11 protein-coding genes are annotated in these 17,480 nt (G+C 62.5%); all 11 read right to left on the bottom strand.

Translation table 11 applies throughout. The features are described 5' to 3' along the window. Positions 1-283 precede the first annotated feature (283 nt). The gene (locus NJC40_RS28640) at positions 284-1,417 is read right to left on the bottom strand and encodes an alginate O-acetyltransferase AlgX-related protein (RefSeq protein WP_253141012.1); all 1,134 of its coding nucleotides are present in this window, start codon (positions 1,415-1,417) and stop codon (positions 284-286) included. Positions 1,418-1,427: 10 nt separating this feature from the next. Continuing rightward, entirely contained in the window at positions 1,428-2,843 is a 1,416-nt protein-coding gene (locus NJC40_RS28635) for an MBOAT family O-acyltransferase (RefSeq protein ID WP_253141011.1), read from the bottom strand. Positions 2,844-2,864: 21 nt separating this feature from the next. Further along, entirely contained in the window at positions 2,865-3,530 is a 666-nt protein-coding gene (locus NJC40_RS28630; RefSeq protein ID WP_045492906.1) for an alginate O-acetyltransferase AlgF, read from the bottom strand. Next, the gene (locus NJC40_RS28625) at positions 3,527-4,189 is read right to left on the bottom strand and encodes an SGNH/GDSL hydrolase family protein (protein WP_045492909.1); all 663 of its coding nucleotides are present in this window, start codon (positions 4,187-4,189) and stop codon (positions 3,527-3,529) included. Before NJC40_RS28625 ends, NJC40_RS28630 begins: the two co-directional genes overlap by 4 nt. 18 nt (positions 4,190-4,207) lie before the next feature. Beyond that, the gene (locus tag NJC40_RS28620; RefSeq protein ID WP_253141010.1) at positions 4,208-8,278 is read right to left on the bottom strand and encodes a cellulose synthase subunit BcsC-related outer membrane protein; all 4,071 of its coding nucleotides are present in this window, start codon (positions 8,276-8,278) and stop codon (positions 4,208-4,210) included. Continuing rightward, positions 8,257-9,459, bottom strand: coding sequence for a cellulose synthase complex periplasmic endoglucanase BcsZ (bcsZ, locus tag NJC40_RS28615; protein WP_253116513.1), 1,203 nt, complete (start codon positions 9,457-9,459; stop codon positions 8,257-8,259). The genes NJC40_RS28620 and bcsZ overlap by 22 nt, the downstream gene beginning before the upstream one ends. Then, on the bottom strand, positions 9,456-11,711 hold the full coding sequence (gene bcsB, locus NJC40_RS28610; protein WP_492180598.1) for a cellulose biosynthesis cyclic di-GMP-binding regulatory protein BcsB: 2,256 nt from the start codon (positions 11,709-11,711) through the stop codon (positions 9,456-9,458). The genes bcsZ and bcsB overlap by 4 nt, the downstream gene beginning before the upstream one ends. Before the next feature lie 11 nt (positions 11,712-11,722). Beyond that, a complete protein-coding gene (gene bcsA, locus NJC40_RS28605; RefSeq protein ID WP_253141008.1) occupies positions 11,723-13,942 on the bottom strand; it encodes a UDP-forming cellulose synthase catalytic subunit in 2,220 nt (739 codons plus the stop codon). Further along, on the bottom strand, positions 13,939-15,054 hold the full coding sequence (gene bcsQ / locus NJC40_RS28600; protein ID WP_253141007.1) for a cellulose biosynthesis protein BcsQ: 1,116 nt from the start codon (positions 15,052-15,054) through the stop codon (positions 13,939-13,941). Before bcsQ ends, bcsA begins: the two co-directional genes overlap by 4 nt. Positions 15,055-15,279: 225 nt before the next feature. Then, positions 15,280-16,437 (bottom strand): murein transglycosylase A, encoded by a 1,158-nt coding sequence (mltA, locus tag NJC40_RS28595; RefSeq protein WP_045492921.1) that lies wholly within the window; start codon positions 16,435-16,437, stop codon positions 15,280-15,282. A gap of 144 nt (positions 16,438-16,581) precedes the next feature. Beyond that, the gene (locus NJC40_RS28590; RefSeq protein WP_253141006.1) at positions 16,582-17,442 is read right to left on the bottom strand and encodes a hypothetical protein; all 861 of its coding nucleotides are present in this window, start codon (positions 17,440-17,442) and stop codon (positions 16,582-16,584) included. Positions 17,443-17,480: the final 38 nt, after the last annotated feature.

Here is a 17,480-nt window from a genome sequence, read left to right as displayed (position 1 = left end):
GGCGCGATTATGTCAGAGCGTAGGGATCTGTAACAGGATGTATGAAGAACGCAGCCTGAAAGATAGAACGCAGTTGAAGCTGAAGCGCTAACTCATAGGTTGTACAGCCGCTTGAAATGTCGGTTCTTGTACAGAGGGGTAGCTCATATTGGCAAGATAAGAACACGTCTTGAGAGAAGCGATCACCGGCATGTTCACCGGATTTAGATTTATAGCTATCTAGATAGATAGCAATATATCTAGTTAGCTATAAATATAGGTGGCAGGCCTACAGCCCCCGTTATCAGGGCTTCAACGGCACATAAGCCGTCTGCAAGTCTCGTTCGGGTATCTCCCAGAGCACCAGTTTCGGTGGGGTCTGGGTAAAGGCCGGGCTGCTGAAGTAGGCATTGGCCGCGCCGGAAAATTCGCCGCCGTCTTTGGCAAAGTTGCCAATCGGCGCCCCCAGCGCCCGTTGCAGAAAACCCACGAATCCGGAGTTACGCGAGAACGAGGTGCCGATCAGCGCAATGTTGGGCAGTTCAGCATCACCGAACAAATCATCGAGGTTGTCAGCGTCACCCTGGGCCGCTTTCGCCTGTTCACTGATGGTGGTTTCGGCCACGCTTTGCGGCGTGGGCTGTAGCGACAGCGGCAACCAGTCGAGACCGGCCAGGCGGACCAGATCACCGGGGCGCGGCGCGGCAGGTGCTACGCGAGTGTCGAAGTCACGCTGCGGGCTGGCCCTGAAGCCCGACTCTTTTATCTGCCGCGCCAACGCCAGGGCGGCAGCGTTGGCGCCGGTTTCGCTCCAGTGGGTGTCGGTGCGCAGAAACGCTGCCTCACCCAACGGCTGCAAACTCGAGGTCAGGTCCAGGGTGGTGACGCCTGCGCGCTGTAACTGGCGGGTCCAATCGCTGATCCGTGACTGTAATTGCTCGGGGCGATACAGCCCGCACAACTGACCGGAGGCGATGCGGCTCTTGTCCGGGACCACCGCCACCCATAGGTCGATACCCTGCCCCTTCAGCCGCTGCTTGAGTTCGATCACCGCCTGGGCTTTGCGCTGGGCGTTGGCCTGGGCATTGCGCTGGATGCGTCGTTCATCGGTCAGGAACAGCCAGCCAGGGCAGCCTTGGCGGACCCGCGGGCCACTGTCTTGCAACAACAGCCAACTGGCGCCGCGTTCCAGATTGGCCGCTTGCTCAGCCAACAGCGTGGCAGACAACTGCTTGGCCAGGGCATGGGTCACCTCACCGTGCAGCAACGCCTCGCGGTCGACGTTGGCCGGCAACCATTGCAGCTTGCCGCTGGCGATCAGTACTCCACAACTCAGCAGGCCGATGCCCAGAAATGCCGCCAGGGTCACTCCGGCCAAAGGGCTGCTGCGCAAGGCCAGTTCAGTGGGCGCGAGCGGTGCATTGGATGGCTGGCTCATGAACAGGCCCTCAAAACTGGAAGTACAGGAACGGCACGGTTTCACGGCTGGCGATCAACGCGAACGACAGCAGGAAACCCGCCACCGGCCACACCGCCGCGCCGGTGACAAACCAGCGCGCCTGGGCCCAGCGTTGTTCGGCGCGGCGTTGCAGCAACGGTGCCACGATGCACAACAGCCCCAGCACGGCCGCCATGCCATGCGCCGGACGCAGGGTCACAGCCATGGCATCCCCCAGGCCAATGCCGTGCAGGCCAAACTGGCCGGCGTACATGCTCAAGGCCGTATGGAAGTCCGGCGAGCGAAACAGCGTCCAGGCCAGGCATACAAACAACAAGGTCAGCACATGGGCCAACGGTCTGGGGATCGCCGGCAGGCTCGAATGCGCCCAGGCCCGATCGACACACAGCGCGATACCATGCGCCGCCCCCCACAGCAGGTAATTCCAGCTGTCACCGCCATGCCACAGGCCGGCGATGGCCATGGTCAGGAACAGGTTGCGGTAGGTGTTCCAGACCCCATGGCGATTGCCGCCCAGGCCGATGTACAGGTAATCGCGCAGCCAGCTCGACAACGACAGGTGCCAGCGCCGCCAGAAATCCTGGATGCTGCGCGCCAGGTACGGCCGGTTGAAGTTCTCCGGAAAGTGAAAGCCCAGCATCAGGCCCAGGCCGATCGCCATCGCGCTGTAGCCGGCAAAGTCGAAGAACAGTTGCAGCGAATAGGCCAGGCAACCGATCCAGGCATCGACCAGGCTCGGCTGCGGCAGATGAAAAGCGACGTCCACCAGCGGCGACAAGGTGTCGGCCACCAGTACCTTCATGCTCATGCCGATCATGAAACGCCGCGCCCCCAAGGAAAAAAGCGTCCAGTTGAACTGACGCTGGTTCAGCTCACGGCGCACCCAGTCATAACGGATGATGGGGCCGGCAATCGAATGGCCGAACATCGAGATGTAGGTGGCGTAGTTGATGAAGCTGCGCTCCACCGGCACCGTGTGACGATGCACATCCACAAGGTAGGAGATCGCCTGCAGGACGATGAACGACAGCCCCGCCGGCAAGGCCACGCGCTGCCATTCGAACGGCATCGCACCGTAAGCGCTCATCAGCTCATTGGCAGTCAGGGCCAGGATGTTGGCGTACTTGTACCAGCACAGCACGGCAGTGTTGAGCACGATCAACCCCACCAGCCAGCGCATGCGCCGGCTCGACCCCTCACGGGCGCGGTCCACGACCAGCCCGCCGCCCCAGGCGATCACCGTCAGGACCATGTGCAGCGCCAGAAACAACGGGCTCAACCAACCGTAGAACAGCCAGCTGCCGATCAGCAGAATCGTGTTGCGCCAGGCCGGCCGCCCCAGCGCGTAGACCAGCATGAACGCCGGCAGGAACAGCAGGAGAAACTCCAGAGAGGCGAAGACCATGACGACAACTGCCTGATTCGATCAGTGGGACAACGTATCCGTAGCCGCCAACAGGCGCGGGCCATTGGTCGATGGCAACAGCAGCACGCTGTAGCGCTCACCCGCCTTCAGCTCACCCAGATCCAGGGGCGCGCCGACATTGGCCTGGCCACAGACCAGTTGCACCGACAACTTGACCGGGTTGATCGAGCGACGCTGCAAGGTGCCATCCGGCACCGCCTTGAACAAATCGGCCGTACGCCCGGCCGGACGCAGGCTGGCCTCGGCGCAACTGGCGTCGAGGCTGAAGAACGCCAGCGAAGCCTTCAGCGCATTGAAGTCATCCGGTGCTTCGCGCACCGCGACCTGACGCAGGCTGCCATCGGCCTTGGCCAGGGCCACCACCGTGGCGAACTCGCCGGGTTCGACCGCCTGCGCCATGGCCAGCCGTTGCGCACCACTGATCAGCGTGCCTTCGACCGCCCCTTTGGCCTGTACCGGAAAAAAGGCCGACGGCTGCTCCGCCTCCAGGCGCAGCGGTTTCTGTCCTTCACGGGCCACGACCTCCAGCGGCGCGGCGCTGGCATTGACGAAGCGGATGAACGCTGAGTCTTCAGCCGGGCCGCTGGGGTACAGGGCAATCTCGGCCGCCTGCGCGACGCCACCCAGCATCGGCCAGAGCAGCAGCGCTGCCAGTGGCCGGATCATGGCCGCAGTTCCTTGACCGCAGGCGCCTGCACCAACGCCTTGCCGATGTTATCGCTCCAGGTCTTGTAGCCAGGACCGGTCAAGTGCTGGCCATCCACCGTGGCCCACTGGCCCGGTTTGGAGAACTGCAGCGAATCGATGTAGCTGCAAGGGGCAACGTTGCTGGCCAGAAACTTCGAAGTCATCTCGACCCGGGCGAAGGTCTTGCCGTACTTGCCGCCCTCGGTGCCCCAGTTCGGGCCGACCCAGACGCAGCGTGTGCCGCTGGCCGCCAGCGCCTTGGTGAACGTGGTGGTCTGCTGCCACAGCCAGGCTTTAGGGAACGCCGGTTTGGTGTAGCTGGCCATGGTGTCGCCCATCACCACCAGCACCAGATCCGGTTTGTCGGCGGCCAGCAACTGGCTGATTGGTACGGTCGCCGCTTTGCTGCCCAACACCACGGTCTTTTCGCTGCCACGGCGCTCGGCACCGCCACAGGTGCCTGGTGTGGCCTGCAGCCAGTCACCGGCGTTGGCGCCGCAGATGCCCAGGGTGTGGACCTTGGCGCCCTGCTGGACCAGGCTGTCGTGCAGGCTGCCGATCAGGTAATCGGGGGTCGCCAGGTGGCTGTCGCCAATCATCAGGATCGTCAGGCCCGCCAGGACCGATGCTGTTGCCATTGCGTACTACTCCTGCTGCTAATTCGAATAAGGGGAACGGTAAGGGCTGACCGGCAAGGCCATCGGCCCGCTGAAGTCTTCGAACATGTAGCGCAGGTACAAACCGCCGCTCCATTGTCGGTAATCACGGGCGTTATCCAGACCGAACTGGCCACCCAGGAAGAAGTTGTCGCCCATCTGGTACTCGGCCGCTGCGGCCAGGTTGTAACCCACCCCGGTCTTGCTCTGCCCGGCGTACTGGGTTGACACGCCAAGCCCGGCGCCGGCCAGGTTTTGCGCCGTCGCTTCAAGACTCGCCTGCAAGGCCTTGTCGTTGGGATAGAAGTCCGCGCCATCCTGCTGGATATGCTGTACACCCAGTGCACCACGCAACGAGTAGCTCAGCCGGCCGGAACGCTGCGACCAACCAATCGGCGCACTGAGGGCATAGAAGCCCTGCGGGCTGAAATAACCACCGTGGCCATAGGTATAGAAGTTCTGGTTCTGGTCAAAACCGATGGCGGTCAGGTTGACCCCGACCGTGAACTGCTTGCTATCGTCGTTGAAGATGTACCAGTAAGCGCCGGCACTGCCCTCGCGGCGTTGGTTGTCAGCGACGTTATGCCCCACCAGTTCATGCACGGCGGCCACACCATAGGTGCCGAAATGGCCATTGTCGTAGCTCAGTTGTACACGCCCGCCATTAGCGGTGACACCGCCCCACTCGACGCCGGTACGCCGGTCCTGAACGCCGGCAAAGGAGGCCAGGCTGTCGGTGACCGGACGCCGCGACAGATTGATGCTGTAACGCCAGTCACCGCCCTCGACAAACGGCCGCTCCAGGCTGATGCCTCCGACCACGGTGCTGTACAAAAAGCCTATCGGGCTGGTGCCCAGATCGCTCTTGAGGCCCAGCGAAGGGCTTTCATAGGCCACGGCCAGCCCCACGCCGCTGTCTTTCTGGCGACCGATCCCGGCCGCCGAAGCACCGCGCAAATCCACGTCCGCGCCCAGTGCTTCCTGAGCGGCTGCGGTCTGTACGGCGGTCAGACCGCTGAGGTTCTGCAAGGGTGACAGGGTCGGCCCGCTGCCAAAACGAAATGCGGCCGTGTCGTCAACCGAACCGGCATTGAGTGACACTGGGGTCACACGCAGCGCCAGCCGGTCATCGCCAAGCGGCATCCGAATTTCCAGGGGGGCCTGGACTTCGGACATCTTGCCCAGCCCGGACTCGCTGTTGTTGCTGCGATAGCTGACGCCTTGAGTCACGCTGGGGCTGCGCTCCTGGCGAATCTGCTCCAGGCTCTGACGCGCTTGCTGCCAAGGGTCAACCGGCACGGGCGCCGCCTTGCGCACGGTTGCCGGTTCACGCGGGGGCGGGGCCGACGCCTGGGCTACAGCGGCATAACCGGCGGCATAGCCCGCCGCGTAGCTATCGGGTGTAGCGTAGCGGGCTGGCGCTTGTGCGGCGGCAAACTGCGGCACCGGTACGGCAACCGGGGCCACTGGCTCAACTGCCGCGGCCTGAACTTCGGCCGGTTCCGGAATCTGATTCAGGTTGCCCTGCTGGGCCAGCCGCGACTGACCGCGCTGGCCAGGCTGACCGACAAAGGGATTGCTGGCGGTCGCCTTGGCAAACGGATTAACTCCCGGTTGGTGCAGCGGCTCCTGCAAGGCCAGGGCGCGGCTGTACAACTCAGCGGCACGTGAGGTCTTGCCCTGGGCGCGCAGCAGCCCGGCGGCGGTCAACAGGATCTGCGGATCGTTGCCCGCCAGGTCCACAGCTTCATCGACGGCCTTCTCGGCCTTGCGCGACTCGCCCAACTGGTTCCAGGCCTGAGCAATGCCGATCTGCAAGCTGGCATCACGCGGGTACTTGGCCAGCAACGGCTGATACAGTGCAACCGCCTTGTGCGGATCGTTGTTGGCCAGGTACATACGCGCCAGGGCAGCACCGGCCAGCGGGTCATTCGGGCGTTGCTCCAGGGCCGGCGCCAGGGTGTCGTAAGCGGCGACCAGATTGCCCTGGTCACGCAACAGATCGGCCTGACGGACCCGGTACAGGAACAGCAGATCGTCATAGCTGCGCCGCTGCGCAGGCGTCAGGTTGCGGTTCTGCAACTCGTTGAGGATCTGGTTGACCTGCACATCATCGCCACTTTTGAGCAACGCACCGGCATAGGCCAGACGCAGCTCCGGGGTTGGTGAGGGGCTGCGTTCCTGAGCCTGACGCAACAGTTGCAAGGCTCGCTCGGGCTGCCCGGCTTCGATCCAGGCATTGGCCAAAGCACTGAGTTGCTCGTCACGGGCACTGGCTTCGGCGCGGCTGAGCAGGTCCACAGCAGCCTGGCGGTTACCCTTGCGCACCTGTTCGCCGGCCTGGGTAATCAGGCTCTGCACGCGCAAGTCACTGGCCAGGCTCTGCATCGCCGGGGTGCGCTGCGCCGCCGGGATCCGCTCCAGATGACGCTGCGCCGCCGGAAAGTCGCTCATCCGCGCCGCCACCAGTGCCGCCACGTACAACGCTTCAGGATTGGCCGAATCGTTTTTGAGCAGGTCATCGATGACCTGACGGGCTTTGTCCGGCGCATTGTCGAGCAGGTACAGGCGCGCCAGGTCGTTGCGCAGCCAGGCATTCTTCGGCTCGTTGCGCACCGCATCCTGCTGGGCAGCCAGCGCCGAGCGAAGGTCGCCACGCAGTTCGGCGTTGCGCGCCTGGCCAGCGGCCAGGGCCGCGCGTAGCGGCCGTAGATCGCCCAGGCGCTGTTGCTGGGCGGCGCTCAGGCCGTCGATCAGACGCTGGGCCTCTGCGGTCTGGCCACTTTGGGTCAGCACCGTGAGCATCCCCATCAAAGCGTCGGGATTGGCCGCATCCAGCGCCAGCGCCTGGCGATAGCTGGCCTGGGCGTCATCGAACCGCCCCTGCTCAGCCTGCAGGCTGCCCTGCGCTACATGGCCTTCAATCTGCCGGGGCTTGAGGGCAATCGCCTGTTGCAACAGGTTTGCCGCCCGTTGCAGGTCCTTGTCGGCCCGCGCCGTGCCGGCCTGGCCCAGCAAGGCCCAGTAACGGTTGGCATCCAGCGCCGTCTGCCAGCGCGCATTGCCGCTGCGCGCCACGGCGCGGCCCAGCAGTTCGTTGGCCTCGTTAAAACGCCCCTGACGCTGACGGACCAGCCCCATACCGCCCAAGGCATCGGCGTCCTGTGCCTGTTCTTTCAAACGCGCCTGAAAGGCCTGTTCGGCGACATCCAGCTGGTTGTCCTGCAGCGCCTTGAAACCACGGGCCAGATGCGGGTTCTGCTGCACCTGAGCGGCCGCAGCGCCCTTGCCCTGCATCTGCTCGCGGAGCTCAGAGTCATCGGGGTTGGCCTTCAAGTAGGCCTCGAACAGCGCGACCTCGGCCGGTCGCGGCGCGCCTAGCCAGACCAGCGCCTGGCGCCAGCTTTCAGTGGCCTCGCCGCCCAGTTCCGGGACTGTCGACAATTGCGCCAGACGCCTGATGCCATCGACACGAGTGGTCTCATTGCGGATCAGCAGCTTGGCCAGCACCAGCTTGACCTTGGCGTTGTCCGGCTCCTGGGCCAGCAGACGCTCCAGGCCTTGGCGCGACTCGTTCCAGCCGGTGCGGGTGTAGCCCAGGTAGCTGTAGAACTCCAGAGCCAGTTCACCCTGGGGCGGTTTGTTGGCAAACAACTGCCGGTACAGACCGACCGCCTTGTCCAGCTCACCGTTCTGCGCTGCCAGACGGGCATTTTCCAGACGCTGGCTGGCATCGCCACTCGTCAGGGCAATGGCCTGTTCCAGTTGCAACGTCAGCGGGTCACCGGGATGAGCACTGCGCATCTGTTCCAGATAACGGGTAGCAGCGGCGGTGCGTTTGGCCTTGAGTTCCAACAGGCCCAGACCGTACTGCGCATCGATCTGCTGCGGGTCGATCAGCAGCAGTTTTTTCCAGACTTCTGTGGCGCGTTGCGGGTCGTTCTGGTTCTGCCAGTAACGGCCCTGTTCCAGCAGCGCCTGGCCGGCCGGAGTCAGCGGCGCGGCATACACGCCGGCATTGAAAAGGGTCGCCAGGACCCCGGAAAGCATTACGGTGCGAGGCGTGCGCATGGCGTCCCCCAAGCGGTCTGCAACAGGCCGTCAGCGTCCATACGGTAACGCTGCTCGATGTGGCCCAAGGCAAACAGGCTCAGTACAAAATGGTAATAAGGTGGCTGGGCGGCCTTGAGCGCTTCAGGTGTCAGGCTCTGGGCCATGCCCTGCCGAAAGCGTAGCGTCTGTGCGTCAACTTGCGCCGTGTTGCCTAACGCCTGGAAGTACGGCAACAGGGCCGCCGAAAACCCAAAACCACCCTGGCCACTGAAGGCACCGCTACGGGTTTGAATTTTTTCCGGTGGCACGCCGCTTTGCACGGTGGCGACGCTCATGCCATTGAGGGCCGCGAGCATCGGCCTGGCCAGCGGATCTTCAGCCGCCGTGATACCGGCCCAGAGGTAGACACGAATCGCGTCGTAACTGCCCAGTTCACCTTTGACCGGGTCGACAATGAACTGCCCTTGATCGGCGCCGCTGGCACGGTAGCTCACCCAGTCGGCAATGAAGCCCTTGGGCCCCACGGCCTGCATCAGGGTCAGGGTATTGTTGGCAATCTCGGTCCACGGGCCGTTGTTATCCAGTACCGCCAGACGCCGCAGCAGCGGTACTGGCAGGTAACTGGGGTTGAGCTGCCACAGGTCGGGCTTGTTCAGGTCCGGCTTGATGAAACCGCGAAACCCCGGCATCAGCATCTTGCCCAGGCCCGGCAGGGTCTCGATTTCCTGAGCCTTGATATTGGTCAGCAACTGGCGCGCCGCCTCGGTGTAGCGCTGGTCTTGCCATAGCCGCCCGGCCTCGAACAGCGCATAGGCGAACCACAGGTCAGCATCCGAGGCCGAGTTGTCATCCAGCAAGCGCCAGACGCCCTGCTCATCCTTGCCCCAGAACCAGCCAGGCAGCTTATGGGCAATGTCATCGCCCGCCAGGTTGTTCTGCGCCCAGCGCCACATCAGGTCGAAACTCGACCGGTCGTTGGCCACCAGCGCAAAAAACATCGCGTATGACTGCCCCTCGGAGGAGCTGTGCTGCTGCGGCGTGCTGGCATCCAGCACGCGGCCGTCAGGCTGCACGAAGTGCTCGCGAAAGGTCTGCCACAGCGGCCACAGGCTGCTATCGCAGCGAGGCGCCGCTTGCACCAGAGAGCTGCTCAACACCAGTAACAGAGTGCCGGCCAGCCAGGCCTTGAGCCGACTCACGGGTCGAGCCTGCGGCGTGCCCGGGCACGCAGCGCCAGAAACGCCAGCCCCGCCAGCACCGCGACACTCAGGCCGGTGACCAACAGCGACACCGCCAGGTTACGCGACAGGATCCATTGCACGTAGCGCACAGCGCCCAACTGGCCAATGTAGTACTGCTCGTCAGCCACCAACGCCTGAACCGACTTGCCACGCACCGCCACCAGGCTGCCCTGGATCGCCTGGGTGTAGTCCTCGCCCCCCACCAGCGCACGAGTCACATCAGCCAGATCCTGCGGCCGGCTGCTGGCAATCACCACCACGCTGCGGCCGCCCTTGAGCGGCGACTCAAAGCCGGTCAGGAACGAACTGCCTTGCTCGGCCGAGAACGACATGGCCACCCGCGCCCGGCGCAGGTTGGCCTCCGGATCAGAGCTGAACCAGCTGCGCACCTTGAACGCCAGGTCCGACAGTTCGACCCGGCTCTGGTTACCATTGACCTGCGCCGGCAAACGCTCGGCCCAGGTTTCAAGCAACGGTTGATTGGCACCGGAAGCCAGCACCAGCAGGTCTTTGTCGGCCACCTGGCTGACTTGCGCGGCCTGGGTCACAGTCACTGCGGTGGCCGGGTAACCGGTGGACTCACCAAAGCGGCCAAGGATATCCAGGTAGGCACCCAGCTCTTCGATACCTGCGTTGTCGGGGAGCACCACGGCGCTCTGCGACAGATCGGCCAGGCGTGTGAAGGGGAAGCCGGCATCCTTGAAAACGCCCAGGTTGGGCATGGCCATAAAGTGATCGTAGCCACTCAGGTCGACCGTCGATTCAGGGTCGATGCTGCCGCGCATGTTATCGATGATGATGTCGCCGCACTCACCCTGGCGCATGAACTCATACATGAAACGGAACTGCAGGCGCGATTGCAGGCTCAGCGCTTCGAGCGGCAGGCGGGCTCGGGTATCACGCGGCAATACCTCATCGCGGATCTTGCCCAGCAGGCTGCTGTCGAGCTGCTCGGTCGATGGCAGGTTCTCGGATTTGACCAGCGTGTCGTTGAAGCTGACGATCAGCGACGAGTTGCCTTTGCGCGACTGCGGGGTGTAGCGGTACTTCAAATCCAGCGGCACGCCTTCCTGGCGCCAGTTGAACAAATCCGGCGGCAGCCGCAGCGGTACGCTGATGGTGTTGGGGTTGTAGCCAGAAACGTTGAGGGCTTTGGCCTCGATCAGTTCGCCGAGCTTGACCGGGCGATCAGAGGGGACCCAGTTTGGCGCATCGTAGGGTTTGCGCGGCTGCAGGGTTTCCAGCTGGCTGACGACCACTTGGCTGCCGCTCAGGGCATGGCTGCCGACCACCACTGCGGTCGCCGCGGTTTTCAGTTCTTTGGCGTCCCGGCCGCTGATCAACAGCAGCTTACCGTTAGGGTCGTTGGGGTTGGCCATCAAAGCCACGCTGGGGCCGCTGGGCGCCGGTACAGGGCTGTTGCCCAGGGTCCCGGCGCTGGTGGCCACACGCAGCACCACCGCGTTGCCGCTGGCAGGCAGTTCGTTCAGGCTGACCGGAAAACTCGCCCCGCGATAACTGGCCTGGGCACCGAACCAGGACGACAACGCGCCAGCGGCTTCGAGGGTGGCATTATCGGTCCCCGAAGCAAACACAAACGGCAAAGTCACCGGGTGCATGTCGCGGCGATCAAAGAACGGCAGCGGCAGGATCGACAGATCGTCAGGCAGATTCAGTGGCTGGGTCTGCAACTCCAGCGTCGATGCAGGACTGACCCGCGCCCACAGGCTGCTGTGCATCGGGTCTTCACAGCTCATGGTGTAATGCCCGACAAATTGTAAGCTCAGGCGGTTGAATTCGGTGATCAGGTGCGCCGGGATCTCGATCAGCTGCTTCTGCGGTTTGCCGGCCCCCTCCTTGACCAGCGGCAAACTGGCGGCGACCTCGTCGTTGACCATTACGTTGAGCTGCGACATGTCGGCCAGCAATGCCGGTGAATAGGAATACTCCAGGGTCAGCCGCGCGCCGGTAACCACCTGATCGGCACGCACGTTGAAGTTGACCGTATCGGCCGACTCGATGCCCTTCAGGATCATCGGATAATTACGCCCCAACTGCTTGAGGCTCACGCGATACCCCTCGCCTTGCATCAGCGGCGCCACAGGACCGGTCACGTCGGCCAAGGCTTGCGTGCTGCCACCGAGCAACAGCAAGGACGACATGAACGCCGTCAGGTAGCGAGAAGCAGGCCCTGCGTAGCAGCTTTGCATTGGCTTGGACATCATGATTTTTCCGTAAGAGTGGCGGGCGCCGTATTCAGTGCGCGTCGGGCCCGCCAGGCATGGCGGGTGGCCGTGAACAGTTCGCGAACACCGCGCAGGCTGACGCTGCAGACCTCGCGCAGGGCCTTGAGTGGGGTATCGATCAGGCCATGGCCCCAAGTGGCGGCCCAGGTGTCGGCCCGCGAAAAGGTCAGGCGCACCAGGTCACTCTGCTGGCGCAGGGTCAACTGATTGAACTGCACACCGATCAGCGAATCGCGGCAGAACACCACCGTGGCGGGAAACTGGCTGAGCTGGTCTTTGCGGAACAGGCCGATCTGCACGATCTCACCGCGCGTCAGGCTCTGCCCTTCGGGCAAGCGCAAGCCCAGGCCGTTCTGCGAGAAGTCCAGGGTCGTGGCATCCAGGCTGCTGCCATCGGCGCGCTGCAAACGCATCGGCAGGCTGGCCGCGACGCGGGGCTCGTTACGCACCTGGCGGGTCTCACTGGCCACCGCCACAGCGGCGCCGGCAATAATGATGTTGTAGAGCGTCCAGGCCAGGTTGATCAGGATCGTGACCGTGGCGCCCTCCTCGTTACTGCCCTGGATCAGCATCACGATGCCGCACAGCAGGCCGGCCAGGTTCAGGCCCAGCAACACAATGTAGGGACGGGCCAGTTTCCATTCGAAGAACTTCTCGTCGATGATCCCGCCCTTGTCGGTCACGTTAAAGCCGCCGAACTTGGGGTTGATCAGGGCCATGAGCACCGGGCCCATGATGTACCAGGCCAGCACCGTCTCGTAGACCTCGTTCCAGAACGAGTGACGAAAGCGCCCCTGCATGGTCGAGTTGGTAATGCTGGCATGCAGGATATGCGGCAATACATACACGGTGATCATCAAGGCCGAAGCCTGGAAAATCCGCGCATCGAAAAACAGAAAGGCCAGCGGCGCGGTGAGAAACGCCAGGCGCGGCAAACCATAGAAAAAGTGCAGCATGGCATTGAGGTAACAGAACCGCTGGCCCATTTTCAGCCCCTTGCCCAGCAAGGGGTTATCGGTGCGGAAGATCTGCGCCATGCCTCGCGCCCAGCGAATTCGCTGGCTGATGTGCCGCGACAAACTTTCAGTAGCCAGGCCTGCCGCCTGCGGGATTGCCAGGTAAGCGGTGTTGTAACCGGCCCGACTGAGTTTGAGCGCCGTATGGGCATCCTCAGTCACGGTCTCGACCGCCACTCCGCCGATTTGCTCCAGAGGCTTGCGACGGATGATTGCACAAGAGCCACAGAAGAACGCCGCGTTCCACAGGTCGTTACCGTCCTGGACCAGGCCATAGAACAGCTCGCCTTCGTTAGGCACCGCGCGGAAAGTGTTGAGGTTCTTTTCGAACGGGTCCGGAGAAAAGAAGAAGTGCGGGGTCTGCAGCATTGCCAGCTTCGGGTCCTTGAGGAACCAGCCCATGCACAGTTGCAGGAAAGAACGGGTCGGCACGTGGTCGGCATCAAAAATCGCGACGTATTCGCCGTCGGTGACCTTCAGCGCTTCATTGAGGTTACCGGCCTTGGCATGCCGATTGTTGTCACGGGTGATGTAATTGACCCCGACCTGGGCACAGAACTGCCGGAAGTCCTCGCGGCGACCGTCATCGAGTACATGCACGCGCAGCTTGTCCCGAGGCCAGTCGATGGCCTGCGCAGCAAAGATGGTGAGCTTTACGATCGACAGCGCTTCGTTGTAAGTGGGGATGAACAAGTCCACCACCGGCCAGCTATCCGGATGGCCCTTCATCAGCACCGGCTCGCGTTGCAGCGGCCAGCAGGTTTGCAGGTAGCCGCACAGCAGCACAATCAGCGCATACAGCTCGGCCAGCACCAGACCGTAGCCAAACAGCATGTCGACCCAGTTCTCAAAGCCCAGCGTCGAGGTCACCCGCCAATACACGTAGCGCAGTGACATGACCAGCGACAGGACAATCATCGCCAGAATCGCCAGACGACCGCCAATACGGCGCAACAGCAACGCGGCGATAAAACACATGATCCCGAAACTGGCCTGAGCCTGCAGATCGAAGGGCGCCGAGACCACAAACACAAACAGCGCCGCCCCCACCAAGGCGCCTGCGACTTTCAGGATCAGACGCACCCGTGCCGACAGCGCATCAAGACGCTCCGGCAACCCCGTCAGGCCACGGCAGATTCGTGCCCGCAATCCAGGCACTTCGGTTTGCGCTTCGCTCATGAAAGGCTGGACTCTGCACGGGCCTGTTCCATGAGCCGAGTGGTCAGTTGCTGCCCCAGCGCGTGCAGGTCCTGGACACCTTGGGTCGGCGTTTCGGCCAGCAGCGGATATGTACCATAGGCGAGCGCTTCAGCCAGACTGTAATCGAGCCGTACCCAGCCCAGCAGTTGCTCACCGAGACGACGCAGCAGCACCTGGTGCATGTCACAACTGAACGCCCGCGTGGCATCGAACTGGTTGATCACGTAATGACAGGCCGGTGGCCGAGGCTTGCTGGCAAGAGGTGCCAGCCACTGCTCCATGACATTCAGGGTCTGGTAACAGGCGGCGTCGGTGTTCACCACGGCCAGTACCTGATCGGCAACATCCAGTGCCTGCTCCAGATAGCGCGACGGCCCCGTGGCCACATCCAGCACCAGCACGTCATGCTCGCCCAGTTGCATACGCTCGATCTGCCGGGCCAGCCAATGCCGGTCCTCATCCATTGCCTGTTTGAGCGAGCGGCGCTGCTCAGCGCTATGCGAACCGTAAGGCAGCACCCAGGTGTTGGCAGTGCCCGGCAGCAACAGGCTGTTCCAGTCCTCGTCACGCAAACGGCCATTGACCAGACCGCCCTGTTCAGTACCGCCCAACAAGTGATGACGCAAAGCATCCTGCGGATCGAGTTCAACGACCAGTGTCCGGCCGCCAGGCAACTGCAACAGGCTGGCCAATGCGGCGCTCAAAGTCGTCTTGCCTACCCCGCCCTTGGCCGAGACGACAGCAATCACCCGCGCCTTGATTTCAGGAGCGGGTCCTGTGTGCTGCGGCTGCGTGTGAACCTCATTACCGGTCCCGGCATTCGCTTCGCGCACACGGGCAGCTTCGGCCAGCAGCGAGCTGAGCGATGCCGATATCACCGCAGGCGATGCAGAGGGCGGCTCAAGCGACGCCGTCGGCAGCGACGGGCTTTGCGCGGACGCAGGCGAAGACGCCTCGCTGACCGCACGCAAAGGTCGCAAGGGCGTCACTGTGGTTTCCGGATAATCGAAGTGGCTGTCCATGTCCAGATATCCGTCTGTACTTGCTCCAATTCCCTGGAACAATCTGGCGATATCGTCGGCGCGACTCATGCACTTCGTCCTATCAGAAGGCCCAGGGAATGACCCTGTGAGAAAGCATTAAACAGTAATGTGTAATATCAGTATGACAGTGTCAATATATTGTTACTGGCGTCTTTGATACAGCTTGTCGGAAAAAGATTCATTCATTTATCGTCATGTTTTTGACGACAAAAAAACAAGTCAAAGTCCTGTTTAAATCTCTAACCCATACGCCGTTGGAAAACGTCAGGTTAATCACGGCAACGCCACGCCTTGGGGCCACAAAAGCCACACATTGCCCTTCTGCTTCATGTCCCCCGCCAGATGCCCGGCGGCCTCTCCAGTGCCCCAGAACAGGTCCGCGCGCACTTCACCGGCAATCGCACCGCCAGTGTCCTGAGCGGCAACAGGGCGTATCAGCGCTGTCCCGTCGGGGCGTGTGGTCGACAGCCACAGCAGGCTGCCCAACGGAATCACTTTACGGTCGATGGCCACGCTGTAGCCGGCGGTCAAAGGCACGTTCAACGAACCACGCGGGCCTTCATTGCTGTCCGGGTTACGGGTGAAGAACACATAGCTCGGGTTGCTGGCCAGCAACTCGGGAACTCGTTGCGGGTTGGCCTTGGCCCAGGCAGCAATGCTGCCCATGGTCACGTCTTCTTTCTGCAACTGGCCCTGCTCGACCAGCCAGCGGCCGATGGCGCGATACGGGTGGCCATTCTGATCGGCATAGGCCAGACGTGCTTGAGTACCATCAGGCAGACGAACCCGGCCCGAACCCTGGATCTGCAGGAACTGCAAATCCATGGGGTCGGTGAGCCAGGCAATCACCGGCGCATCCAGGCCATTGGCATTGATCGTCGCGGCATCGTCATAAGGCTTGAGTACCCGGCCCTCGACCCGGCCACGCAGGCGCTTGCCCTTGAGTTCGGGGTACAGGCTGTCGAGATTGACCACCACCAGATCATCAGGAATGCCATACACCGGCACCTGGGCCTGTTCGGTACGGGTCAGGCTGCCTGGGTAGACCGGCTCGTAATAACCGGTGATCAGACCATCGGCACTGCCGCCATCGGCACGCAGGCTATAAACCTGCAACGTCGCCTGCAGAAAGGTCCGGATCTCGGCCGCAGACGGCGCCGCGGCCAGACTGGCCGCCGATGCACAAGGTGCCCCCCACACCGGGTCAGCCTTGAGTCGGGTACAGGCGCTGCGCCAGGCGGCAAAACCAGCCTGCAGATCGGCATCGGTCACCGCCGGCAGCTCATCCCAGCCGGCCTGACGGTAAGTCGTGTGCGGCGGTTCAACAGGCTTTTGTGGTTGAGCAGGCTTGTCGGTGTTGTCACACGCGGCCAGCAAAACAGCCAGGGCAACCACCAGCGCCTGACGCCAGGACGCAGAAAAGACAGACATTCAGAACGGTCCTACAACAAAAAGCGCTCATTGTGTCTGAATAGGGCTGGTTAGCACAGGTTAAAGACTTCAGGCCGATGAATGAATCACCATCCGGTCTCCAAAAGGGAACGATAAGTCCCTGTTTGGGACTTATCGACTGATTCAGATGTACTGCTTATCCTGATCAGGATCGATCGGCTCCCCTTTAAACACTTCCGGCCCGTCCATGCTCAGCAGCACCTTGCCGTTACTCCAGGTCAGCCAAGGGGTCGCCTCGCTGCCCGGCTCTGCCGTCACGCCTGAAGGACTGAGAACGATCTGCTGATCATCAATCTCGATCAGGCCAATAACATAGGTGTAACTGTCTGGATAGGTCGAGACGATGGTCTTGCGGCCGAAAAAGCTCTTCTGCACTTTCTGCTCAAGCTCGAACTCGTATGCGCACTCCACCACCTGGTCGCCATACTCCATACGCATTCTCGGCTTGAGCGAGCCCACCGATACATCGCCGTTGTCCACTGCCGAATACACACTGCACACCAAGGCCACCTTGCCGCCCAGCTTGCGCGAGATCTGCGGATTGATTTCGACGCTTTCAGTGCCCGGTGCCGAAGCACTGGCGCTGACCACATCGCCGGTATGAAACACGAACGGGTCCAGATCGAAGGCGCCGCGCCTGGCCGGTGCGTGAATGAGCGACATCTGACCATCGGGACGCAGAATACCGACGCGCAAGTCCAGATCATCGTTGTCGTTGCCATCGCCGTTATCGATCCAGGTCGCGCTGACCTTGATCGAGCGTGGCGCCCCCGGCCCCTTGTCCAGCGACACCTTATGCGTAACACCCGGCTTGTCCAGGGTGATCAGCGACTTGGCGATATTCACCGGCTGCAGTGCCGGGGCTTCAAGCGCCGGCTCTGGAGCGGACTCTTCAACGTCCACACCATACAAACCGCACAACCCGGCCAGACCGCTGGCAAAACCCTGCCAGACCGAACGCGCCTTGGCCTGGCCATTACGCACATACAACTCTGCGACGATAATCCCGGTTTCTTGACATC

It is taken from the genome of Pseudomonas sp. 21LCFQ02 (genome assembly GCF_024129895.2).
Lineage (GTDB): Bacteria > Pseudomonadota > Gammaproteobacteria > Pseudomonadales > Pseudomonadaceae > Aquipseudomonas.
This window is presented reverse-complemented; position numbering and strand designations above follow the sequence as displayed.

Bases quoted from the DNA above. Each gene is read 5' to 3' on its own strand.
- NJC40_RS28640 (WP_253141012.1), bottom strand. From the start codon at position 1,417: ATGAGCCAGCCATCCAATGCACCGCTCGCGCCCACTGAACTGGCCTTG.
- bcsQ (WP_253141007.1), bottom strand. From the start codon at position 15,054: ATGAGTCGCGCCGACGATATCGCCAGATTGTTCCAGGGAATTGGAGCA.
- NJC40_RS28620 (WP_253141010.1), bottom strand. From the start codon at position 8,278: ATGCGCACGCCTCGCACCGTAATGCTTTCCGGGGTCCTGGCGACCCTT.
- bcsB (WP_492180598.1), bottom strand. From the start codon at position 11,711: ATGCAAAGCTGCTACGCAGGGCCTGCTTCTCGCTACCTGACGGCGTTC.
- mltA (WP_045492921.1), bottom strand. From the start codon at position 16,437: ATGTCTGTCTTTTCTGCGTCCTGGCGTCAGGCGCTGGTGGTTGCCCTG.
- NJC40_RS28635 (WP_253141011.1), bottom strand. From the start codon at position 2,843: ATGGTCTTCGCCTCTCTGGAGTTTCTCCTGCTGTTCCTGCCGGCGTTC.
- bcsA (WP_253141008.1), bottom strand. From the start codon at position 13,942: ATGAGCGAAGCGCAAACCGAAGTGCCTGGATTGCGGGCACGAATCTGC.
- NJC40_RS28625 (WP_045492909.1), bottom strand. From the start codon at position 4,189: ATGGCAACAGCATCGGTCCTGGCGGGCCTGACGATCCTGATGATTGGC.
- NJC40_RS28630 (WP_045492906.1), bottom strand. From the start codon at position 3,530: ATGATCCGGCCACTGGCAGCGCTGCTGCTCTGGCCGATGCTGGGTGGC.